The sequence below is a fragment of the Streptomyces sp. NPDC017529 genome (assembly GCF_044329785.1).
Classification (GTDB): Bacteria; Actinomycetota; Actinomycetes; order Streptomycetales; family Streptomycetaceae; genus Streptomyces.
In genome coordinates this window covers 194,164-216,409 of record NZ_JBIRJY010000012.1, presented here as the reverse complement: position 1 = coordinate 216,409, position 22,246 = coordinate 194,164, and the positions used below count along the sequence as shown (strand labels likewise).

At 72.7% G+C, this 22,246-nt stretch carries 21 protein-coding genes; 10 read left to right on the top strand and 11 right to left on the bottom strand.

Annotated elements, in window-relative coordinates:
• Positions 1-19: 19 nt before the first annotated feature.
• The 5 genes from pucL to ACH4K4_RS27605 all read right to left on the bottom strand — a co-directional run bounded on the left by pucL (position 20) and on the right by ACH4K4_RS27605 (position 2,715).
• On the bottom strand, positions 20-952 hold the full coding sequence (gene pucL, locus ACH4K4_RS27625) for a factor-independent urate hydroxylase (protein WP_398170945.1): 933 nt from the start codon (positions 950-952) through the stop codon (positions 20-22).
• A 7-nt stretch (positions 953-959) separates the two neighbouring features.
• Positions 960-1,367: a hydroxyisourate hydrolase gene (uraH, locus tag ACH4K4_RS27620; RefSeq protein WP_398170943.1), complete on the bottom strand. Its 408-nt coding sequence runs from the start codon at positions 1,365-1,367 to the stop codon at positions 960-962.
• On the bottom strand, positions 1,364-1,906 hold the full coding sequence (gene uraD / locus ACH4K4_RS27615; RefSeq protein ID WP_398170941.1) for a 2-oxo-4-hydroxy-4-carboxy-5-ureidoimidazoline decarboxylase: 543 nt from the start codon (positions 1,904-1,906) through the stop codon (positions 1,364-1,366). The genes uraH and uraD overlap by 4 nt, the downstream gene beginning before the upstream one ends.
• Positions 1,907-2,077: 171 nt before the next feature.
• Positions 2,078-2,458: a helix-turn-helix domain-containing protein gene (locus ACH4K4_RS27610; RefSeq protein ID WP_398170939.1), complete on the bottom strand. Its 381-nt coding sequence runs from the start codon at positions 2,456-2,458 to the stop codon at positions 2,078-2,080.
• On the bottom strand, positions 2,455-2,715 hold the full coding sequence (locus tag ACH4K4_RS27605; protein WP_398171058.1) for a hypothetical protein: 261 nt from the start codon (positions 2,713-2,715) through the stop codon (positions 2,455-2,457). The genes ACH4K4_RS27610 and ACH4K4_RS27605 overlap by 4 nt, the downstream gene beginning before the upstream one ends.
• A gap of 126 nt (positions 2,716-2,841) precedes the next feature.
• Here ACH4K4_RS27605 and ACH4K4_RS27600 point away from each other — a divergent pair, with 126 nt between their 5' ends.
• The 9 genes from ACH4K4_RS27600 to ACH4K4_RS27560 all read left to right on the top strand — a co-directional run bounded on the left by ACH4K4_RS27600 (position 2,842) and on the right by ACH4K4_RS27560 (position 12,138).
• Complete coding sequence (locus ACH4K4_RS27600) at positions 2,842-3,681, top strand: TIM barrel protein (RefSeq protein WP_398170937.1); 840 nt, start codon at positions 2,842-2,844, stop codon at positions 3,679-3,681.
• A 23-nt stretch (positions 3,682-3,704) separates the two neighbouring features.
• Positions 3,705-4,598 (top strand): 2-hydroxy-3-oxopropionate reductase, encoded by an 894-nt coding sequence (locus ACH4K4_RS27595; protein WP_398170935.1) that lies wholly within the window; start codon positions 3,705-3,707, stop codon positions 4,596-4,598.
• 365 nt (positions 4,599-4,963) lie between these two features.
• On the top strand, positions 4,964-6,433 hold the full coding sequence (locus ACH4K4_RS27590; protein WP_398170933.1) for a catalase: 1,470 nt from the start codon (positions 4,964-4,966) through the stop codon (positions 6,431-6,433).
• Between the two features lie 341 nt (positions 6,434-6,774).
• Complete coding sequence (locus ACH4K4_RS27585; protein ID WP_398170932.1) at positions 6,775-7,503, top strand: hypothetical protein; 729 nt, start codon at positions 6,775-6,777, stop codon at positions 7,501-7,503.
• Positions 7,504-7,575: 72 nt separating this feature from the next.
• Positions 7,576-8,280 carry an ABC transporter ATP-binding protein gene (locus ACH4K4_RS27580; protein ID WP_398170930.1) on the top strand — a complete coding sequence of 235 codons (705 nt, stop codon included), beginning with the start codon at positions 7,576-7,578 and terminating at the stop codon, positions 8,278-8,280.
• Positions 8,277-10,031, top strand: coding sequence for a DUF6297 family protein (locus tag ACH4K4_RS27575; protein WP_398170928.1), 1,755 nt, complete (start codon positions 8,277-8,279; stop codon positions 10,029-10,031). Before ACH4K4_RS27580 ends, ACH4K4_RS27575 begins: the two co-directional genes overlap by 4 nt.
• A 64-nt stretch (positions 10,032-10,095) precedes the next feature.
• On the top strand, positions 10,096-10,632 hold the full coding sequence (locus ACH4K4_RS27570) for a GNAT family N-acetyltransferase (protein WP_398170926.1): 537 nt from the start codon (positions 10,096-10,098) through the stop codon (positions 10,630-10,632).
• Positions 10,633-10,685: 53 nt separating this feature from the next.
• Positions 10,686-11,729: a CopD family protein gene (locus ACH4K4_RS27565; RefSeq protein WP_398170925.1), complete on the top strand. Its 1,044-nt coding sequence runs from the start codon at positions 10,686-10,688 to the stop codon at positions 11,727-11,729.
• A gap of 34 nt (positions 11,730-11,763) precedes the next feature.
• Positions 11,764-12,138 carry an MmcQ/YjbR family DNA-binding protein gene (locus ACH4K4_RS27560; RefSeq protein WP_398170923.1) on the top strand — a complete coding sequence of 125 codons (375 nt, stop codon included), beginning with the start codon at positions 11,764-11,766 and terminating at the stop codon, positions 12,136-12,138.
• Between the two features lie 28 nt (positions 12,139-12,166).
• On the opposite strand, the gene ACH4K4_RS27555 is transcribed toward ACH4K4_RS27560, so the two are convergent.
• The gene (locus tag ACH4K4_RS27555) at positions 12,167-13,909 is read right to left on the bottom strand and encodes an AMP-binding protein (protein WP_398171057.1); all 1,743 of its coding nucleotides are present in this window, start codon (positions 13,907-13,909) and stop codon (positions 12,167-12,169) included.
• A 5-nt stretch (positions 13,910-13,914) separates the two neighbouring features.
• Positions 13,915-15,645: an AMP-binding protein gene (locus tag ACH4K4_RS27550; protein WP_398171055.1), complete on the bottom strand. Its 1,731-nt coding sequence runs from the start codon at positions 15,643-15,645 to the stop codon at positions 13,915-13,917.
• 138 nt (positions 15,646-15,783) lie between these two features.
• On the opposite strand from ACH4K4_RS27550, the gene ACH4K4_RS27545 reads away from it, so the two are divergent.
• A complete protein-coding gene (locus tag ACH4K4_RS27545; RefSeq protein WP_398170922.1) occupies positions 15,784-16,626 on the top strand; it encodes a LuxR C-terminal-related transcriptional regulator in 843 nt (280 codons plus the stop codon).
• Positions 16,627-16,693: 67 nt separating this feature from the next.
• Here the strand turns inward: ACH4K4_RS27545 and ACH4K4_RS27540 are convergent, their stop codons facing one another.
• The 4 genes from ACH4K4_RS27540 to mgtA all read right to left on the bottom strand — a co-directional run bounded on the left by ACH4K4_RS27540 (position 16,694) and on the right by mgtA (position 22,061).
• A complete protein-coding gene (locus tag ACH4K4_RS27540; protein WP_398170920.1) occupies positions 16,694-17,041 on the bottom strand; it encodes a PRC-barrel domain-containing protein in 348 nt (115 codons plus the stop codon).
• Positions 17,042-17,212: 171 nt separating this feature from the next.
• Positions 17,213-18,421, bottom strand: coding sequence for a GNAT family N-acetyltransferase (locus ACH4K4_RS27535; RefSeq protein ID WP_398170919.1), 1,209 nt, complete (start codon positions 18,419-18,421; stop codon positions 17,213-17,215).
• A 40-nt stretch (positions 18,422-18,461) separates the two neighbouring features.
• Positions 18,462-19,265: an MgtC/SapB family protein gene (locus ACH4K4_RS27530; protein WP_398170917.1), complete on the bottom strand. Its 804-nt coding sequence runs from the start codon at positions 19,263-19,265 to the stop codon at positions 18,462-18,464.
• Positions 19,266-19,334: 69 nt separating this feature from the next.
• Positions 19,335-22,061 carry a magnesium-translocating P-type ATPase gene (gene mgtA / locus ACH4K4_RS27525; RefSeq protein WP_398170915.1) on the bottom strand — a complete coding sequence of 909 codons (2,727 nt, stop codon included), beginning with the start codon at positions 22,059-22,061 and terminating at the stop codon, positions 19,335-19,337.
• Positions 22,062-22,246: the final 185 nt, after the last annotated feature.

The following is a 22,246-nucleotide window of genomic DNA, read 5'->3' as shown; positions in this document are numbered from 1 at the left end:
GGCGCTGCGTCGGGAGCCGTCAGAGGTTGGTCAGATCCGTCGGGATCTCGGCTTCGACACCGTCGCGCAGGACAGTGGCTTCTATCAGGCCGTACGGGCGGTCCGCCGCGTAGTAGACGGCCCCCTCGGCGGTATCGTTCTTCAGGCCGAAGGGCTCCAGGTCCACGAGGAAGTGGTGCTTGTTCGGCAGCGAGAACCGCACCTCGTCGATCTCCGCGCGGTTGTTGATGATCCGCGAGCCCATCTGGTACAGGGTCTGCTGGAGCGAGAGGCTGTAGGTCTCCGCGAAGGCGTCCAGCAGGTGCTTCTTGACCTGGGCGTACGAGCGCTCCCAGTTGGGCATGCGCTGGTCGTCGTCGGTCCAGTTGAACCGCCAGCGGCCGGACACCTCGGTGGCCAGGATGCGGTCGTACGCCTCCTTGAGCGTCGTGTACTTGTCCTTGATGTAGCCCCAGAACTCGGAGTTGGTGGAATTCATCACGACCAGGTCCTTCAGGCCCGAGACGACCTGCCACCGCTCACCGTCGTAGGTGACCTGCGTCAGCCGGGTCTCCTGGCCCTTGCGGACGAAGGAGTGCCTGACCTCGTCGGCGCCGATGAACTTCGCGTTGGCCGCGGAGGTCTCGATGCGCTCCCAGGAGTACTCCTCGATGCGGATCCTGGCCCGGTGGATCGGCTCCTGGCTGGTGACGAAGTGCCGGGCCAGGTGGATGCCGAACTGCTCGGCCGACTCGATGCCGTGTTCCTTGGCGAAGGCGTACACGGTGTTCTTGGTCGTGTCGGTGGGCAGGCAGTGGGCGTTGGAGCCGGAGAGGTGGACCTCTTCGAGATCGCCGGAGAGCGCGACCGAGACGTTCAGGTCCTTGATGTGGTGGGTGTCGCCGTCCCGGGTGATCCTGACGACGCGGTTTTCCGCCTTGCCGTACTGGTTCTGGCCGAGAATCGTGGGCATGTCGGTGCTAGCTCCCTCGGTATACGGAGTAGCCGAACGGGTTGAGCAGCAGCGGTACGTGGTAGTGCTCACCCGGTGTGACGGCAAAGGTGATCGCCACCTCCGGGAAGAAAGCTCCGCTGTCCCTTACGCGGGGGGCGTCCTGCTGTTCCTCGGCTTGCTGGTCGGCCTTGCTGGCGAGGTACGCCTCGGTCCCGAAGACCAGGCGTACGTGGGTGGTGCCCTCCGGCAGCGCCGGCAGGTCCTTGCAGCGCCCGTCCGCGTCGGTCTTGGAGGCGCCGTGGGCGCTCCAGTCCCCGTCGCGTCCGGGGCGTACCGAGAGCGTGAGGGGGATGCCCTCCGCGGGGCGGCCCACGCTGGTGTCCAGGATGTGCGTGGACACCGACGTCTCGTGCGCAGCCGTCTCGCTGCTCATGGTCTGGCTCCTTCCGCGGCGTCTGCCGGATCCGCCGCGTCGTCGACGAGGCGGCCCAGCCGGATGCGGTTGATCATGCCCAGTTCCCTGCGGACGATCTCGCGTTCTTGTTCCGGCGTGTTGTCGAGCCGGTTACGGGCGGCGTCGCGCAGCTGCTCACCGGTCCGGCCGGTGGCGCAGATCAGGAAGACATGCCCGAATTTCTCCTGGTAGGCGAGGTTCAGTTCGAGCATCTCCGCCTTGAGGTCGTCCCCGGCCTCGGACATCCCCCGCTGTTCCCGGGAGGAGGTCGCGTCGCCCGGCGCGGGGCGGCCGATGGGCGGGTGCCCGGCCATCGCCTCGGCCAGGTCCGCCGCGGTCAGCTCGGCCGTGGCGGCGTCGCTGGCGGCGAACAGGGCGTCGGTGGTGGCGTACGGGCGCCGGGCGAGGAGCCTGCTCCCCCACGCTTCGCTGGCGCACGCCTCGCGCAGTGCGGCACGGGCCTCACTGACAGCGGCGGCGTTGAACCGGGTGAGACCCGGCGTCGGATTCGAAGACACGGGAAGCCTCCGTGGCCTGGTGCTGAACGGGCTCTGCTTGGCTGGAAACAGCTAAGACCTCCGGCAACATCACGTCAACACTTTGTTGAAAAGTCGGCGACAAGAAAGCCGCCGTCCGGTTCGCCCGGACGGCGGCACGTGCGCAAGTGCCCAACAGGCGGCACTTCTGGGTCAGTCGGCACCCTTCGCCGCGTTGTCCCTGTTCAGGTAGTTGTAAACGGTGAAACGGCTGACGCCGAGCGCGCCGGCGACCGTCTCGACCCCGTGCCGCACGGAAAAGGCGCCGCGCTGCTCCAGTATCCGCACCACCGACTGCTTGGTCCTGCGGTCCAGGTCGGAGAGCGGCATGCCGTGCCGGCGGCGGAGTTCGGCGAGGAGGTGGTCCAGGGAGTCCGACAGGTGCGGCAGCCGTACGGCCACCCGGTCCTGCCCCTCCCAGGCCAGGACCACATCGTCACCCCGCGCCTGCTCCGGCGCGACTATCTCCGCGCCCATGGCGTCCACCAGCGGCTTGACCGCCTGGACGAACGGGTGGTCGGCGGGCTCGGTCACGTGGCGTCCTCCCCGTCCCGTGCGATCACGTTGACCTGGAGGGAGACCCGGGTGGCACCGGCCTCCAGGGACCTGCGCAGCAGCGCGTCCACCGCGGCGAGCACCTTCTCCCCCTCGCCCTCGGCGGTGTTGCCGAACGGGCCGACATCCACGGCGTCCAGCCCGGCGCCCGTGACGATCTCGCGCCCCACGACCGCGTGGGCGGGCGCTTCGTCCAGATCGAACGGTTCCGTCGTGAATTCCACTCGCAATCGCACCATGCCCCCAAAGTAGCGCCGCCGGACCGCCCTCCGTCCCGGCCTCTTGACAGGCCACGAGATTCGCGGGCAATGTTCCAACAAGCAGAAAGATAGTTCCGCAATACGGAAGGTGCGCTCTCCCTCATGGGTTTCTCGGACGCGCGTTTCAACGTCAACCTGTCGATCCTGTTCACCGAGCTGCCGCTGCTGGAGCGGCCGGCGGCCGCCGCCGCTGCGGGCTTCGACGCGGTGGAGCTGTGGTGGCCGTGGGTGGACGCGCCGGTGCCCGAACAGCGGGAGCTGGAGGCGCTGCGTGACGCGCTGCGCGCCGCGGGCACCCGGCTGGTCGGCCTGAACTTCTACGCCGGCCGGCTGCCCGGCCCCGACCGCGGCGCCCTGTCCGTCCCGGGCCGGGAGTCCGAGCGCTTTCGCGCGAACGTGGACGTGGCCGCGGACTTCGCGCAGTCGCTGGGCTGCACCGCGCTCAACGCCCTGTACGGCAACCGCGTCGAGGGGGTGGAGGCAGCCGTCCAGGACGCCCTGGCGCTGGAGAACCTGACGCTGGCCGCGCGCGCCGCGCACCGCGTCGGCGCCACCCTGCTGATCGAGGCACTCAACGCCCCCGAGTCACCGCACTGCCCGATCGTCTCGGCCCCCAAGGCCATCGAGGTCGTCGACGCGGTCAACGCCGCCACCGGCCTGGACAACGCCCGCTTCCTGATGGACATCTACCACCTGGCCATGAACGGCGAGGATTTGCACGAGGTCATCGACCGCTACACCGGCAAGACCGGGCACGTCCAGATCGCCGACAACCCCGGCCGCGGCGCCCCCGGCACCGGCGCCCTCCCCCTCGAAGACCTCCTCGACCGCCTGCGCAAGAACGGCTACGACGGCTGGACCGGCCTGGAGTACAAGCCCGGCGACGGCCCCAGCGCCGGCGCCTTCGCCTGGCTGCCGCGCCCGCTGCGCGCCGCTCACTGACCCGACCCCGAAAGGCACCCGCAATGAGCACACTTCCCAAGATCGCGTGGATCGGGCTGGGCATCATGGGCGCGCCCATGGCCGAGAACCTGCTCAAGGCCGGCTACCAGGTCACCGGCCACACCCTGGAACCGGACAAGCTGGAGCGCCTGGCCGCCGCCGGCGGCACCCCGGCCGCCTCGATCGCCGAGGCGGTGCGCGACGCCGACGTCATCATCACCATGGTCCCCGCCTCCCCGCAGGTCGAGGCCATCGCCTACGGGCCCGACGGCATCCTGGAAAACGCCCGCCGCGGCGCCCTGCTCATCGACATGTCCTCCATCACCCCCCAGACCTCCGTCGACCTGGCCGGCGCCGCCGCCGAGCACGGCATCCGGGTCCTGGACGCCCCGGTCTCCGGCGGCGAGGCCGGCGCCGTCGAAGCGGTCCTGTCCATCATGGTCGGCGGCCGGCAGGAGGACTTCGACACCGCGCGGCCGCTGTTCGAGGCGCTGGGCAAGACCATCGTGCGCTGCGGCCCGCACGGCGCCGGCCAGACCGTCAAGGCCGCCAACCAGCTCATCGTCGCCGTCAACATCCAGGCCTGCGCCGAAGCCGTCGTCTTCCTGGAGAAGTCCGGCGTCGACCTCGGCGCCGCCCTGGACGTCCTGAACGGCGGCCTGGCCGGCTCGACCGTCCTGACCCGCAAGAAGGACAACTTCCTGACCCGCGACTTCGCCCCGGGCTTCCGCATCGACCTGCACCACAAGGACATGGGCATCGTCACCGACGCCGCCCGCGCCGTCGGCGCAGCCCTGCCCACCGGCACCGTCGTCGCCGGTCTGGTCGCCGCCCTGCGCGCCCAAGGCGACGGCGGCCTGGACCACTCCGCCCTCCTGCGCGGCGTCGAACGCCTCTCCGGCCACACCACCGCCTGACAGCGTGGCCGTACAGGTCTTCAGTACCCTCGGCGCCACGTCCTTGCCGTGGTACGAGACGTGTGAACAGGGTGGCGACGCACGGCACCTGATGGGAAGTCACGACCTGGGCGCGCTGCACATGGCGGCGGCCCGCGCCCGGGGCCCGCGGCCTCTCCAAGACTTCCCGGCGGCGGCGCCGACACCTGTCCTGTCGCGCCCAGGCGCCGCCGCCGGGAACCCCGCGAGCGTGCCCGAACTCCGTTCGTGAGCAGCTCCCGTGCACCGCCCGGCAAGTTTTCAACAAAGTGTTGACGATGGTTGGGGCGCTCCATACGCTCCAACATGCGGAAGCCGACTTCCGCGCTCTCGTACGGAAGGTCACCATGCCGAAGCCCACGACGACGCGCCGACTCACCACGGAAGCCGGCGCCCCGATCGCCGACAACCAGAACTCCGCCACCGCCGGCGTCGGTGGCCCGCTGCTCCTCCAGGACCAGCACCTCCTGGAGAAGCTGGCCCGCTTCAACCGCGAGCGCATCCCGGAGCGTGTCGTGCACGCCCGCGGTTCGGGCGCGTACGGCTACTTCGAAGTGACCGACGACGTCTCCGGGGTCACCCGCGCCGACTTCCTGAGCGCGGTCGGCAGGCGCACCGACCTGTTCATCCGCTTCTCGACCGTGGCCGACAACCTCGGCGGCCCGGACGCCGCCCGCGACCCGCGCGGCTTCGCGGTCAAGTTCTACACCGAGGAGGGCAATTACGACCTCGTCGGCAACAACACCCCGGTCTTCTTCATCAAGGACCCGCTGAAGTTCCCCGACTTCATCCACTCCCAGAAGCGCGACCCCTTCACGGGCAAGCAGGAGCCGGACAACGTCTGGGACTTCTGGGCCCACTCACCCGAGGCCACCCACCAGATCACCTGGCTGATGGGTGACCGCGGCATCCCGGCCTCGTACCGGCACATGAACGGCTACGGCTCGCACACGTACCAGTGGACGAACGCCGCCGGCGAGGCCTTCTTCGTCAAGTACCACTTCAAGACCAACCAGGGCATCCGCTGCCTGGACGCCGAGCAGGGTGCCGAGCTGTCCGGCAAGGACCCCAACAGCCACCAGACCGACCTGCTGCAGTCCATCGAACGCGGCGTGTACCCGTCCTGGACGCTGTACGTGCAGGTCATGCCGGCGGCCGAGGCGGCGGGCTACCGCTTCAACCCGTTCGACCTGACCAAGGTGTGGCCGCACGCCGACTACCCGCTCCAGCGGGTCGGCCGCCTCGTGCTGGACCGCAACCCCGACAACGTCTTCGCCGAGGTCGAGCAGTCCGCGTTCTCGCCCAACAACTTCGTGCCCGGCATCGGCCCGTCCCCGGACAAGATGCTCCAGGGCCGGCTGTTCGCCTACGCCGACGCGCACCGCTACCGCCTGGGCGTCAACCACACCCGGCTGCCGGTCAACGCGCCCAAGGCGACGGTGGCGGACAACTACGGCCGGGACGGCCTGATGGCGTCCAACGCCTACCACCGGCACGCCAAGAACTACGAGCCCAACTCCTACGACGGCCCGGCCCAGTCGGACCAGCCGCTGTCCGCGCCGCTCGCGCTCACCGGCCACACCGGCACCCACGCGGCCCCGGCGCACGCCAAGGACGACGACTTCTTCCAGGCCGGCGAGCTGTACCGGCTGATGTCGGAGGACGAGAAGAACCGTCTGGTGGCGAACATCGCCGGCGGCCTCTCGCAGGTCTCGCGCGACGACGTCGTCGAAAAGAACCTCGCCCACTTCCACGCGGCCGACCCGGAGTACGGCAAGCGCGTCGAGGCGAAGGTCCACGAGCTGCGCGAGGACTGACCCCCGGTCCGCGCGGGGCCTGACGGGAGGTCCGGCCCCGCGCTTCCGTGCCGGCCGGTCCGCTGAGGGGTGGCCGGCCGGCGCGGAGCCCCCGCCCGCCTGCTCCCCGCCCTCCCCCCATACCCGCCCGGCGGTGCGAACGTCATGTCGCGCCCGTCTCCCGTGCCGCCGGGCGGCACCACACCCCCGGCCCCGGTGCCCCGGGGCCGGGCCGGTACGCATATACCGCGGGTAATTACGGCCTCTCACCGTGAACCTCCCACCAACACCGGTCGCCGGAGGGAAGATGGACGGCAGCACACGCCGAACGCGTCTGCCGACCTACCCGCCAGGAGCCGACCATGGCCGACAGCGTGCCGGTGCGCTGCCCTACGTGCCGCCGTGAGAACGCCTTCACCCCGCCCACCTTCCCGTGCGCGTGCGGTGCCCCGCTGACCCTGCCGGTGCTGCGCGGCGGCGTGCCCGTGGAGATCCTGCACCGCACGTGGCAGAGCTCCTGGGTCGAGGTGCGCTGCGACTCCTGCGGCCGGCTGGACGAGTGGCCGGCGCCGGAGTCGGGCTGCGTGTGCGGCACGGTGGTACGGGTCCCCGTCGTCCCCGTACCGAACCCGCCGCCCCCGAACCCGCCGGCCCCCGGCAGCCACGCGGCGACCCCGCCCGCCGGATCGCCGCCGGTGCTGCGGCCCGCCTTCCGTCCCGTCACCATCCGTACGGCGCGCGACTGTGTCACCGCCGCCGCCCAGTACCTGAAGTGGCTGGGCTTCACCGACGTCGCGCGGGTGCAGGAGCGCACCGCGTCCGGCGTGGACCTGCGCGGCGGCAACGTGGTGGCCCAGGTCGACCCGACGACCCGGGCGACCAGGCTGCGCGAGATCGAGTGCCTGTGGCTCAACGGCCTCAACGACTCCGCCATCGCGGTCTGCTTCTCCCTGGCCGGCTACTCCCGCGACGCCCGCGCCCGCGCCGACGAACTGCACATCCCGCTGTTCGTCATGGACCTCACCGGCACCCCGCAGCCGGTCAACGATCCGGCCGACGCCCTGATCAGGGACGGCGCCGCCCGGTGGTAGGGGCGCCACGCGCAACGGGGGGCGGCGCTCGTTAGGGTCGGGCGAACCCACCTTTGCGTACGGAGAGGCCCGATGGCGGCGAGAACCAGCGCGGACGCGCTGCTGCAACTGCGCGGCGTCAGCCGTCGCTACGGCGACCGGCAGGCACTGCACCCGATCGACCTCGACCTGGCCGCGGGCAGCTGCACCGCCCTGTTCGGCCACAACGGGTCCGGCAAGTCCACGCTGCTGCGCATCGCGTGCGGCCGGGACGCGCCGACCGGCGGCCGCGCCCTGTTCGCCGGCCGTACGGTCGCCGAGGACGACCCCCAGGTACGGGCGCGGGTCGCGGTGGTCGGCGACAGCCTCGCCTGCTACCCGGACCTCACCGTCCGCGAACACCTCGAACTGGTCACGGTCGCCCACGCCGTGGACGACGCCCAGGCCTGGATCGACCAGGTGCTCGCCGACCGCCGGCTGTCCGACCACGCCCACGCGCTGCCGGGTTCGCTCTCCTCCGGCCAGTTGCAGTCACTGCTGCTGGCCGCCGCTCTGGTCAGGCCGCGCGACCTGCTGGTACTCGACGAGCCCGAGCAGCGGCTCGACCCCGACGCGCGGGCCCGCCTCGCCGGCCTTTTGGTCGCGGAGAAGGCGGACGGGGTGGCGGTCCTGCTCGCCACCCACCAGGCGGAGCTGGCCGAGGCGGTCGCGGACCGCATGATCGCGCTGGAGGACGGCCGGGTCGTCGGCCGGGGCAGCCCGGCGGCGGTGCTGCGGGAACTGGGCGTGCGGTCATGAGCATGCGGAGTACGGATACGGATACGGATACGGACACGGACGCCGAAGCCGGGGGCAGGGCCCCGGACGAGGCCGCGGACGAGGCGGCCGGCCACCGCCACGACGAGTCCCCGTGGTGCGAGGAGGACGACGACCGCACCGCCGAGACACTGCGCTGGCTGCGCGCCAAGCGCCGCGCCCACCAGCGCCGGCGCCGCCGGGACCAGGCCGTTCTCGCCTACTGCGTCGTACTGGCGGCCGTCGGCTACGGAAGCGGCTACGCCTACCGCTTCCTGCGGCAGCTGAAGCTGGGGGCCGACCACGGCAGCCTCGGCGCCGACCTCCAGCGCTCCCTTCCGGCCGTCTTCGTCACCGTCACGCTCGGGCTGGCCGTGCTCGCCGCCCGCGACGCGCTGTGGCGCGGGCCCGTCGTGGTGTCCGGGCCGTCCGTCGGCTGGCTGCTCGCACAGCCCGTACGGCGCGGCGCGGTGCTGCGGCCCGGCTTCCGGCTCTCCGCCGGGACGGCCGCCGGCGCGGGCGTGCTGGTGGCCGCGGTTGTCGCCGTCGTCTTCCGGGTGACCGGCCTGGCGTCGTTCGGCGGCGCGCTTCTGGCGGCGCTCCCTGCCGCGCTCTGCCTGCCGCTGCTGGCCGTCTCGCTGGGCATGGCGGTGGAGCGCAGGCCGCGGCTGACCCGGCACGTACGGCGGCTGACCGCGCCCGCCGCCCTCCTGCTGGCCCTGTCCGCCGGCCAGGCCGCGCTGGCCGGCACCGGCCGCCGCTGGGCGCCCCTGGAAGCGGTCGAACTGTGGTCCGGGCCGTGGGGCTGGGCGGCGCAGTCGGTCGTGGCGGTGAGCGGCGGGCAGGCGCCGGGTTGGCCCGCCGCCGTCGCCCTCCTCCTCGCCGTCACCGCGGCGGCCGTCCTGTACGCGCACCGGGACGCCGCGCACGTACCCAATGCCCAGTTGCGCAGCCGTGCGGCGACGACCTCGGCCGTCACGTCCGGCGTGCTCGCGCTGGAGCTGCGGGCCGCGAAGCTGGCGCTCCTGGAGGCCGGCGGCGACGAACCGGGGCGGCGGCTCCGGCTGCCGCCCCCACCGCACCGGTACCTGGCCGTGGTCTGGCGCGACCTGCTGACGCTGCTGCGCGCGCCCGGCCGGCTGGGGCGGGCGTGCGCCTGGACGGCCGCGGCCGCCGCGGCGGCGGGGCTCGGCGCCGGGCCGGTCGCCGAACAGCGCGTGACCGGCCTGGTCGTGGGGCTGCTGTGCGGGTACGCCGCGGTCGGCGCCCTCGCCGAACCGGCGCGCCTGGAGACGGACAACGTACGGCGGGCGGCCTGGTCGCCGTTCCGGCTGCGGACGCTGATGCTGCACCACGCGATCGTCCCCGCGGTGCTCGGGGCGCTGCTGGGCCTGCTCGCGGCGGTGCCGTACGCGCTGGCCGGCGCGGTGTGGGCGCTGCTGCTGATGCCGCTGTGCGCGGTGCCGTTCGCGGCGGCCGCGGTGTTCGGCGCGTGCCGCGGACCGGCGCGCACGGACCTGCTGTTCCTCGGCGGCGCCACTCCGATGGGCGGCCCTGGGCCGTTCCTGTTCGCCGCGTGGTACGCGGCCGGCCCGCTGATCTCCGTCACCGGCCTGGCCCTCGTACTCGACCCACCGCTCGCCCACGGCCCCGGCGGCCGGTCCGCGCTCCTCGTGACCGTCATGGCGGCTCTCCTCACGACCGGCCTCCTGTTCTTCGCCGCCCGCTCGGCGGACCGCCTCCTCAAGCACTGAACGCCGCACCGACCGGCCCCGAAAACCGGCTGCCGCGCGCGGCGCGACCTGCGACGGTGCTCACATGAACGCACCTGACCACCACCCTGCCGTCCGCGCGGCCACCTCCGCCGACCTCCCCGCGCTGCGCGCCGTCGAGCGCGCGGCCGGGGAGGCCTTCCGCGCTCTGGGCATGGACGCGATCGCGGACGACGAACCGCCGACGCTGACGGAACTGGCCCGGTACCGGCGGGCGGGCCGCGCCCTGGTCGCCTGCGACCGGACGCCGGGCGGCCCGCCGCTCGCGTACCTGCTCTGGGAACCGGTCGACGGCTGCGCCCACATCGAGCAGGTCTCGGTCCACCCGGCCGCCGCACGCCGCGGCCTCGGCCGCACCCTGATCGAGCAGGCGTGGCAGGACAGCGGCCTGCCGTCGCTGACCCTCACCACCTTCGCCGGCGTCCCGTGGAACGCCCCGTACTACGCCCGGCTCGGCTTCCGTGTCCTGCCGGACGGCGAACTCACCCCGGGCCTGCGGGAGATCCGCCACCGGGAGAGGGAACTGGGGCTGGACCGGTGGGAGCGGGTGTGCATGCGGCGGGACGGTGGCCTGGTTGTGTGACCGGTGAGGGCGCCCCGCTTGCCCGGTCTTCGGCCGCCGGGGACCATCACCGGATGAATCCACCTCAACCGCCTTCCCGACCCGCCCCCGGCGCCGCCGTGTCGGGCGCCGACGACGAGACGTCCGGTGCGGACGCCGCGCCCGCACGCCGGTGGTCCGCCCGCCGGGTGTGCGCCGTGTCCGCAGCCGTCTGCGCCGCGGCTCTCGTACCGCTGCTCGGCACCGGGCCGGCGGTCGACGAGTCGGCCGAGATCCGATTACCCGGGGACGGGGCCACCGCTTTTCTGCGGGCGGTGCTGCTCGCCGCGCTGTGTGTGCATATGGGCGAGTTGGCCGGGGCGCGGCTCGCGCGGCGGGTGGGGGGTGCTTCGGCGGGGTTGCCGCGGGGCTGGGCCGTGCGGGCGGCGTGGCCCGGGGCGGTGGCCGCGGTGGGGCAGTTGCTGCTGGTGGCGGGGAGCGGGTCGCCGGTGGCCGGGGTGTCGGGGCCGGCGCTGACCGCCGCGTACGGCACCCGGCCCGGCCTGCTGGCCTTGCTGGAGGCGAACGCGTTCGTGCTCGCCGCCCTGTGTGCCGCCTCAAGGCGGCCGGGCCTGGCCGTTGTTCCGCTGGCCGGCGTCGTGTTCGGGGAGGCGCTGCGGGCCCATCCGGAGACCGGCACGCCGGAGGTCGGCGTCGCGCTCACTCTCGTGCACCTGACGGCGACCGCGCTGTGGGCGGGTGGCCTGGTGCACGTCCTGCGGACCCGGTGGCGGTGGCGGCACGACGCGGTGGCGCGGCGGGAGTTGCTGGTGCGGTACGCGCGGCCGGCGGCGCTGCTGTTCGCCGCGATCGCGGTGACCGGTGTGTGCAGCACGCTGCGCCGGCTGCCGCTCGGGGAGACGTTCGGCACGGCGTACGGGCGTGTGCTGGTGGCCAAGCTGGTGCTCGTCCTGGTCGTGGCCGGGCTGGCGCTGGCCGCCCGCCGGCGGTTGCGGCGGGAGACGGCGGTGCCGGGTGCGGCCACCGGGCCGGCCCGCGCCGAGGTGGTGGCGCTGGCGGCCGTGGTGGTGGTGTCCGCCGTGCTGACCGCCGTGCCGCTGCCGCCCGCGCCGGGGTGAGAGCCGGAGTGCGCTCGCGCGCGATAATGCCCGTATGTTCGATGCGAAGCGGCTGCGGGCCGTCTGCCTGGACTTCAACGGGGCGTCCGAGGAGTTTCCCTTCCCCGGGAACCGTGAGGTGGCCACGTTCAAGGTCGGCGGGAAGATCTTCGCGTTGAGCAGCCTGGACGCCGAGCCGCTGAGCGTGAGCCTGAAGTGCGACCCCGACCTGGCGGAGCGGCTGCGCGCCGCGCACCCGGAGATCGTGCCGGGCTACCACCTCAACAAGCGGCACTGGAACACCGTCTCGTTGGCGGGAGCGCTGGACGACCGGCTCGTCCTGGACATGATCGAGGATTCGTACGATCTCGTCGTGTCGCGGCTGCCGCGCGCGCAGCAGCTGGTGCTGGACTGGCCGGGCCGCGCCTGATCCCACGGCGCGCGACCCGGCCGTAGCGCTACGTCTGGGCCGCTTCGACGGGCCCGGCCCGCCCGGGAGCCACGGCCGGACCGGCCGGTGGCTCCGGCTGCGCCGCCGCCAGTTGCGCGGCCAGCCGTTCCCGCAGCTCCACCTTCCTGACCTTGCCGCTGACGGTCATCGGGAAGGCGTCGAGGAGGTGCACGTACCGCGGCACCTTGTAGTGGGCCAGCCGCGAGCGGCAGTACCGTGCCAGCTCGTCGCGGGTGAGCCCGTCGGCGGGGTCGCGCAGGATGACGCAGGCGGCGATCTCCTCGCCGTACTTGGTGTCCGGGACGCCGACCACCTGTACGTCCGCGATCTTGGGGTGGGTGTAGAGGAACTCCTCGATCTCGCGCGGATAGACGTTCTCGCCGCCCCTGATGATCATGTCCTTGATGCGGCCGACGATCCGCAGGTAGCCGTCGTCGTTCATCACCGCCAGGTCGCCGGTGTGCATCCACCGGTCCGCGTCGATGACCTCGTCCGTGCGCTCCGGCTCCTCCCAGTAGCCCAGCATCACGCTGTAGCCGCGGGTGCACAGCTCGCCCGGCTCGCCGCGCGGGACCGTCGCGCCGGTCGCCGGGTCCACCACCTTGACCTCGATGTGCGGCAGTACGCGGCCCACCGTGCCGGTGCGGTGCGCCAGGTCGTCGTCGCGCCGCGTCTGGGTGGAGACCGGCGAGGTCTCGGTCATGCCGTAGCAGATGGAGACCTCGGCCATGTGCATCTCGGAGACGACCCGCCGCATCACCTCCTCCGGGCACGGCGAGCCCGCCATGATCCCGGTGCGCAGGGAGGTCAGGTCGTAGGTGGCGAAGTCCGGGTGGTCCAGCTCGGCGATGAACATCGTCGGTACGCCGTACAGGGAGGTGCAGCGCTCCTCCTGGACGGCCCGGAGGGTGGCGGCGGCGTCGAAGGCGGGGGCCGGGATGACGATGCAGGCGCCGTGCGAGGTGGCGCCGAGGTTGCCCATCACCATGCCGAAGCAGTGGTAGAAGGGCACCGGCAGGCAGACCCGGTCGTGTTCGGTGTAGCCGACCGTCTCGCCCACCCAGAAGCCGTTGTTGAGGATGTTGTGGTGGGAGAGGGTGGCGCCCTTCGGGAAACCGGTGGTCCCGGAGGTGTACTGGATGTTGACCGGGTCGTGCGCCGACAGCTCCTTCGCGGCGTCGGTGAGCTTCGCGTACGGCACGCCGGCGCCGGCCGCCAGCAGGCCGTCCCAGGTGGGGTCGTCGATGTAGATCACATCGCGCAGGGCCCGGCTCTCGGCGCGCACCTGCTCGATCATCCGCCGGTAGTCGCTGGACCTGTGGGCGACGGCGGAGACCAGGACGCTCATGCCGGCCTGCTTGAGCACATACGCCAATTCGTGCACACGGTAGGCCGGATTGATGTTGACCATGACGGCGCCGACGCGGGCGGTGGCGTACTGCACCAGCACCCATTCCGGGCAGTTGGGCGCCCAGATGCCGACCCGGTCGCCCTTGCGCACGCCCTTGGCGAGCAGCCCGAGGGCCACCTCGTCCACCGCCCGGCCCAGCTCCGCGTACGTCCAGCGGCGGCCGCCCGCCACGTCGACCAGTGCCTCGCGGTCGCCGAAGAGCCGGATCGCGCGCTCCAGGTCGGCGCCGATGGTGCGGACGAGCAGCGGCTCGTCGGTGGCTCCGCGCGCGTACGACAGCCGTTCGCTCTCCACGGCGTCCTCCCTGGGTCCCGGTGGGTGGCCCGGCGGCCTGCTCATGTCGGTCATCGGTGGTCTTCCTCTCGGTACTCGGCGGCCCCGCCGCCCTCGGCGGCGGTGCGTTCACGCAGTTCCACGCGACGGATCTTGCCCGACACCGTCTTGGGCAGCTCCGCGAACTCCAGCCGCCTGACGCGCTTGTACGGAGCGAGCACCGCGCGGGAGTGCGCGAAGAGCACCGCGGCGGTCTCCGGCCCAGGCTCCCAGCCGGCGGCCAGCACCACGTACGCCTTGGGAACCGCCAGCCGGACGGGGTCGGGCGCCGGGACCACGGCGGCCTCGGCCACCGCCGCGTGCTCCAGCAGGGCGCTCTCCAGCTCGAAGGGTGAGATCTTGTAGTCGGATGCCTTGAAGACGTCGTCGGCGCGGCCGACGTAGGTCAGGTAGCCGTCGCCGTCGCGGCTGCCGATGTCGCCGGTGCGGTAGTACCCGCCCGCCATCGCCTCCGCGGTGCGCTCCGGGTCGCCGTGGTAACCGGTGGTCAGGCCCACGGGGCGCGCCGACAGGTCGAGGGCGATCTCCCCCTCGTCGGCGGGCCGGCCGCTCACCGGGTCCAGCAGGACGACCTCGAAGCCCGGGGTGGGGCGGCCCATCGAGCCGGGCTTGAGGGGCTGGCCCGGGGTGTTGGCGACCTGGACGGCGGTCTCGGTCTGCCCGAAGCCGTCCCTGATGGTGACGCCCCACGCCTCCCGCACCCGTTCGATGATCTCCGGGTTGAGCGGCTCGCCGGCGGCGACGATCTCGCGCGGCGGGTTCTTCAGTGCCGTCAGGTCGGCCTGGATGAGCATCCGCCACACGGTGGGCGGCGCGCAGAAGCTGGTGACGCCCGCCCGGTCCATCTCCGCCATCAGCCGGGCCGCGTCGAAGCGGGTGTAGTTGTGGATGAAGACGGTGGCCTCGGCGTTCCACGGGGCGAAGAGGTTGGACCACGCGTGCTTGGCCCAGCCGGGTGAGGAGATGTTGAGGTGGACGTCGCCGGGTTGCAGACCGATCCAGTACATCGTCGCCAAGTGGCCGACGGGGTAGGAGGTGTGGGTGTGTTCCACCAGCTTGGGACGGGCCGTGGTGCCGGAGGTGAAGTAGAGCATCAGGGGGTCGTCGGCCCGGGTGGGGCCCGTGGGCTCGTACGTCTCGGAGGCGGTGTACGCGTCCTCGTAGGCGAGCCAGCCCGCGGCGGCCGTCCCGGCGTCACCGCCGACCGCGATGCGGGTGTAGTCGCCGGGCACGTCCGCGAACTTGCCGGTGTCCGAGGCCCGTACGAGCACGTGCCGGGCCCGGCCGCGCCCGACGCGGTCGGCGAGGTCGAGCGGGCCGAGCAGCGGGGTGGCGGGGATGACCACGGCACGCAGCTTCATGGCGGCGAGGGCGGTCTCCCACAGCTCGGCCTGGTTGCCGAGCATGACCACGATCCGGTCGCCGGCCCGTACGCCCTGCGCGGCCAGCCAGTTGGCGGCCTGGTTCGAGCGGCGACGCAGCTCGTCGAAGGTGCGGCGGGTGTGGGTGCCGTCCTCCTCGACGATGTGCAGGGCGGTGCGGCCGTTGGCCTCGGCGATGTGGTCGAACCAGTCCAGCGCCCAGTTGAAGTGCTCGGGGCGCGGCCAGGCGAAGCCCTCGCGCGCGCTGTCGTAGTCCTCGCGGTGGCGCAGGAGGAAGTCGCGTGCGGCGCGGAACTCCGCGGTGGGGTCCGAGGACGCCGCCGCTCCCGTCACTTCCGTAACCCCCGCAACCCCGCCCATACCATCCGTACCACCCGTCGCACCTGTCTCGTGCGTGTCCGCCATGTGTCCTCCTCATTGCCGCACCGCCTACCGCCATCGTGTAATCAGTGACGCAGGTCTCACCACCCCCGAACGGGGGGAAGCGGAGGTTTCGACGTGCGGGTCGAGTCAGAGTCCGGCGGGTCCGTGGACGTACGGGCGGCGCTGTTGCGGCTGCGGCGGGCCAGCGGCCTGCCCGTGGCGTTCGGGGGACTGCGGTCCGGCGCCGGCCGCTACCGCATCAGCGAGCTGACGGGCGCCAGAACCGGCTCGCTGCACGGGCTGGCCATCCGGCACGGCAACGGCCTCGGCGGCAAGGCCGCGGCGCTGACCCGCCCCTTCGCGGTGACCGACTACCGCTCCTCCCCCGTGATCAGCCACGAGTACGACGCGGCCGTGGCCGCCGAGGGGCTGTGCTCCGTACTGGCGGTGCCGGTGGTGGTACGGCGGCGGGTGCGCGGGGTCCTGTACGGGGCGCTGCGCGACCCGGTGCGGATCGGCGACCGCCCGCTGTCGGCCGCGATGGAGGCCGCCCGCGAACTGGAGCAGGCGCTGCTGCTCCAGGACGAGGCGCAGCGGCTGCTGTCGGTCGCCCGGCAGCCGACGGCCGCGGACCCGGCGATGTGGGAGGAGGTCCGGGAGGCGCACGGCGATCTGCGGGCGCTGGCCCAGCGGGTCGCCGACCCGGCGCTGCGCCAGGAGATGCTGGCGGCGTGCGGGCGGCTGGCGGCGGCGTCCGCTCCCGGGGGCAGCGCGGCGGGCGGGACCGTGCTGTCGCCGCGTGAGGTGGACGTCCTGGCGTGCGTGGCCTCGGGCGCGACGAACGCGTCGGCGGCGGAACGGCTGGGACTGCGCCCGGAGACGGTCAAGAGCTACCTGCGGTCCGCCATGCGCAAACTGGGCGCGCACTCGCGGCTGCAGGCCGTGGTGGCGGCGCGGCGGGCGGGGGCGCTGCCGTAGCGGCGCGCGGGCCGGGGCACCGGCGCCGGCGGGCGGGGCCGGGCGGCCCCGCCCGCCGGGCGTGGTGTCACTTGTGGTGCGGCTGGTAGTACGAGCCGAGCTGCTGGTGGTAGTCCGGGTTGCCGAGGTGCTTGTCCTTGTCGAACTCCGGGGAGTTCTTGATCTCTTCCTTGGTACGGGAGACGTAGATCTTGCGCTCGGCGGTGTCCACCGAGGCGATGACGCCGGCGGGCAGCAGCACCTGCTTGCCGAAGATCCAGACACCGGTGTCGACCACGATCCAGGCGGCGCCCACCTCGTCGGAGTGCTTGTCGACCTTGCCGATGCCGCCGTCCGTGGCCTCGACCTTGAACCCGACGAGGTCCGTGCCCGCCGTGTGGCCGGCGGTGGCCGGGTAGCCCCAGATGTCGCTCATCGAACGCTCCTTCACACGATCGGGTCTCTGAACACGGCGCCGGGTGCCCGGCCGCACCGCACCCAAACGGCGGCACGGCACGGCCCGGCCGCTTCCGGCCACGGCGGGGCGCGCCGGCAGCCCCCGCGGCACGCCTCCGGCAACCGGACTCGCGCGGCGCGGGGCCGCCCGTCAGTAGTCCTCGCCGGTGAACGGCAGGTACTCCGTCTCCAGCGCGGCGTCCAGCAGCCGGGCCGCACCCGGCGTACGCTCCTCGGCCAGGCCCGCCCGCACCAGTCTGCGCAGCCGGGTGCCGCCGAGGTAGCAGGCCGCCAGTTCCCTGACGTCCAGCGCCAGGTCGGCAGGGGCGCCGGTGGGCTCGTACGCGGCGCCGGACGGTCCCGCCACCAGCCGGAAGCGACCCGCGTTGGCGGGCAGCGCGCGGTCGCGTACGTCCAGTACGACATCGGCCGGGGCGGCCCACGAGCGGGCGGTCAGGGCGGCGGCCACGTCCACCAGCCGGAGCCACAGCGCCGGCCACTGGCCGGTGACCCGCACCCGGTCGCGGTCGGCGGCGAAGAGCAGCAGCGGGTCGTCGGCGGGCACCGCCCAGGCGCGCACCTTGCGCGTCAGGTCGATGGACGCGAGATAGGACCAGAGGGCCGCGGCGGCCGACGCGTCGGCCGCCTCCATCTCCTGGACGTTCACCGTGCCCTTGTCCGCTACCTGGTAGACGGCGTATCCGGCGGCCGGCGCCCCCTTCTCGCCGAGGACGACGACGCACGGAGGGCCGCCGTCGCTGTCGCCGTCCTCGTCGTCGGCGAGCACCGAGCGCCGCCACCACGCCTCGTCGCGGGCGAGCCGGCCGCCGCGCCGTGCCCGGCCCGCCTCGTACAGCGGCCCGATCACGGGCACCGCGTCCTTCGGGTCCAGCAGCCGCAGCGGGCGCCCGTCCGGCGCGATGCGCAGGTCCAGCGGCCGGGTGGAGTCGATTTCGACGGTGTACGCCTCGGTGGCGGTGCCGAAGCCGAAGCGGCCGTAGATCGCGTCCTCCGAGGCCCACAGGCAGGCCAGCAGCTGTCCCGCCGCGGCACAGCGGCGCCACAGTCCGCCCATCATGCCGGTCAGGGCGCCGCGCCGCCGGTGGGTGGGCGCCACCGACACGAAGTCCAGCCCGGCGGCCGGCAGTTCGCCGCCCGGCACGGACAGGCGCAGCCGGTGCGCCGCGGTGAACCCGACGAGGTCGTCGCCGTCGTACGCGCCCACCCGGTCGCAGTCCAGCAGCGTCTCGCGGTGGCGCTTGCGGGCCGCGTCGCCGGTCTTTTCGTGGAAGGCGAGACAGGCGAGATCGAGCGCCCGGTCGACCTGTGCTTCGGGGAGGTCCCGGATGTCTGTCGTCACCCGTGGAAGCTAACCCGGGCCCCGCGCGCCGTCATCCGGTTTATCCGGCACCCCCGCCCCGGCGGCGTCCGGCGCCCGGCCGCGGGCCGTCGTAGTCCTCCTCGGCGCCGTCCGGGTTGTTCATGACGGTCCAGCTCACGGCCGACACCGCGGGCTCCAGCGACAGCCTGCTGACGGCCTCTTCGAGCAGGCTGTCGTCGCGCCGCTCGGTGGTCAGCTCCGCGGCCACGGTGACCTTCGGCGCCGCCTCGCCGTCCCGTCCAGCGGCCCCGTCGTCCCGGCTGTGCACCGCCCGCAGCCGGAAGCCCGGCCGGCTGACGGCCTGGACGACCAGCGCCCGGATGTGCGCCTCCTCTGGCTCGGCACACACCGCCTCGAAGTAGTAGTCGGTCGCCACCTCCGCGCCGCCGCCCGGCTCCCGGTCCATGCGCCGGCCCAGCGGCCGCAGCACCAGGTTCGCGCCGACCACGCCGGCCGTGCCCAGCGCCGCGACCACGTACAGCCCGGTCCCCGCCAGGGCGCCGACCGCGGCCGAGCACCACAGCGTCGCCGCGGTGTTCAGGCCGCGCACGCTCAGTCCGTCGCGCATGATGACGCCGGCGCCGAGGAAGCCGATGCCGGAGACGATCTGCGCGGCGACCCGCGAACCGTCGTACCCGGTGGTACTGGTCGCGGCGGCGAAGCCGTACTGGGAGAGCAGGACGAAGAGCGCGGCACCGGCGGCGACCAGCGCGTTGGTCCGCAGTCCCGCCATCCGGGCGCGCCACTGCCGCTCCAGGCCGATGACCGCGCCGAAACCCAGGCCGGCGGCGATGTTGCCCGCCAGCTGCCACTCGTTCACCATGATCCGCGCTCCTCCTCGATGCGCCGGTGCGGGGGCCGCCCGGGGCGGCCCCCTCTCTCCATCGGCGGTTCACAGCCAGGTGTTGAACCGGCGGATGTACCAGGTCTTCACGCCCTGGGTCAGCAGGCAGTACGCCAGCAGCGTCCCGGCCAGCCACGGGAAGTAGCTCACCGGCAGCGCCGTGAGGCCCAGGGCCGGGGCCAGCGGCGAGCACGGCAGCGCGATGCCGAACGCCATGACCAGGCCGGTCATCAGCAGCACCGGCCAGGTCGCCCGGGACCGCAGGAACGGGATCTTGCGGGTGCGCAGCATGTGCACCACGAGCGTCTGCGTCAGCAGCCCCTCGACGAACCAGCCGGACTGGAACAGCGCCTGGTGCGCCTCGCTGTCCGCCCCGAAGACGTGCCACATCAGCAGGAAGGTGGTGATGTCGAAGATCGAGCTGGTCGGGCCCAGGACCAGCATGAAGCGCCCGATCCCCCGGGCGTCCCAGGTCCGCGGCTTGCGCACGTACTCCTCGTCCATCCGGTCCCAGGGCGTGGCGAGCTGCGAGATGTCGTAGCAGAGGTTCTGTACGAGCAGCTGGGTGGCCAGCATCGGCTGGAACGGCAGGAAGGCGGAGGCGGCCAGTACCGAGAAGACGTTCCCGAAGTTCGAGGAGGCCGTCATCTTGATGTACTTGATGGTGTTGCCGAAGGTCCGGCGGCCCTGGAGGACGCCCTGTCCGAGGACGGTCAGGTCCTTCTCCAGCAGGATGACGTCCGCGGACTCCTTGGCGATGTCGACGGCGGTGTCCACCGAGACGCCGACGTCCGCCTCGCGCAGCGCCGCGGCGTCGTTGATGCCGTCGCCGAGGAAGCCGACGGTGTGCCCGGCGCCCTGGAGCGCACGGACGATCCGGGCCTTCTGTACGGGGTTGATCTTGGCGAACACGGTCGTCGTACGGACCAGCGCGGTCAGCTCCGACTCGTCGAGGAGGTCGAGGTGCGGCCCGGTGACGACGGTGCCCACCTCGATGCCGACCTCGTCGCACACCCGCGCCGCCACCAGCTCGTTGTCGCCGGTGACGACCTTGACGGCGATGCCGCTGCCGGTCAGTGCCCGCAGCGCCTCGGCGGCGTCCCGCTTCGGCGGGTCGAGGAAGGCGAGGAAGCCCCGCAGGGTCAGCCCGGTCTCGTCGCCGACCCCGTACGTCTCGCGGGTGGCGGGCAGCGTGCGGGTCGCCACCGCGAGGACCCGCAGTCCCTGCCGGTTGTGGTTCTCGGCGGTCAGGGCGACCTGCCGGCGCAGCGCGTCGGTCAGCTCCACGCGCTGCCCGCCGTCGACGAGGTGGGTGCACAGCGCCAGGACCTCCTCCCCGGCCCCCTTGGTGACGAGGAGGTGTTCCGCGGCCGGCCCTTCGAGGTCGTTGCGCCGCAGCACCACCGACATCCGGCGCCGCGCGAAGTCGAAGGGGACCTCGTCGACCAGCGTGAACCGCGCGTCGACGACCACCTCCTCGGCCTCGTGCATCCGGTCGACGACGGCCTGGTCCATGAGGTTCCGCAGCCCCGTCTGGAAGTGGCTGTTGAGGTAGGCGTACTCCAGCACCTCACCGTCCTCGTGGCCGCGTACGTCGAGATAGCGGTCCAGGACGACGCGGTCCTCGGTGAGGGTGCCGGTCTTGTCCGTGCACAGCACGTCCATCGCACCGAGGTTCTGGATGGCGTTCAGACGCTTGACGACGACCTTGCGCTGCGCCATGGCGACCGCGCCGCGCGCCAGGTTGGTGGTGACCACCATCGGGAGCATCTCGGGCGTCAGGCCCACCGCGACGGCCACACCGAAGGTGAACGCCTCGGCCCAGTCGCCCTTTGTGAGGCCGTTGACGGCGAACACCAGCGGCACCATCACCAGCATGAAGCGGATCAGCAGGAAGCTGACCTTCTTCACCCCGGCGTCGAAGCTGGTCTCCGGGCGCTCGCCCGCCAGCGAACCGGCCATCGAACCGAAGTAGGTGTCCGCGCCGGTGGCCACGGCCACACCGGCCGCGGTACCGGAGGTGACGGACGTGCCTGCCAGCACCAGATTGCCGGCCTCCACCGGGTCGGCGGTCGCGTGCCGGCCGTCGTCCACAGCCCGTGTGTCGGCCTTGGCGACGGGCAGCGACTCGCCGGTCAGCGCGGCCTGGGCGACCATGAGGTCCTTGGCGGACAGCAGCCGCAGGTCGGCCGGTACGAGGTCACCGGCGGCCAGCTTGACGATGTCGCCGCGCACGACGTCCGCCACGGGGATCTCGACGGTGGCCGGCGCCTGCTCCCGTCCGGCCCGGCGCTGGACGGCGGTGGTCGTGGTGACCAGGGCGCGCAGCGCGGCGGCGGAACTGCCCGAGCGGTACTCCTGCCAGAACCGCAGCAGTGCGCTGATCAGCACCATCGCGCCGAGGATCGGAATTTTCGGGTCGAAGGGCTCCTCGTCGGCGACCTGGAGCCACTGCGCGTACATGACGGCCGCCAGGGCGGTGAGCACGAGGATGAACGGGTTCCAGAACGCCTTGGCCAGCTGCACGTACCAGCGCGGCGGTCGCTCGTGCGCGATGACGTTGGGCCCGTAGCGCTCCAGGCGGGCCACGGCGTTCTCGTGCAGCAGGCCGTCGCGGCCGGTGCGCAGGTCCTGGAGGACCCGGGACGCCGGACGCGCGCTGACCGCGGTCAGGTTCTCGCCGACGGCGCGGGTACGGGCCGCCAGTTCGGCGGCCTTCCGCTCCCGGCGGCGGCCCGGCGGCGCGAGCTTCTCGGGGATGAGCAGATCGGTCATGACAGAGCCTCCCTCCGTACGAGGGCTCGCCGGCACCGGGTCATGCCGGCATGAGGGCATGACGGCATGGCCCGGTGGCGCGGGGCCCCGGAACAAGAGAATTTCGTTTATCCGTGATGTGGAATCACGAGAAAGGGAAAAAGAAAGCACGCCGAAACGCGTCACGACACAGCCGTACACATTTC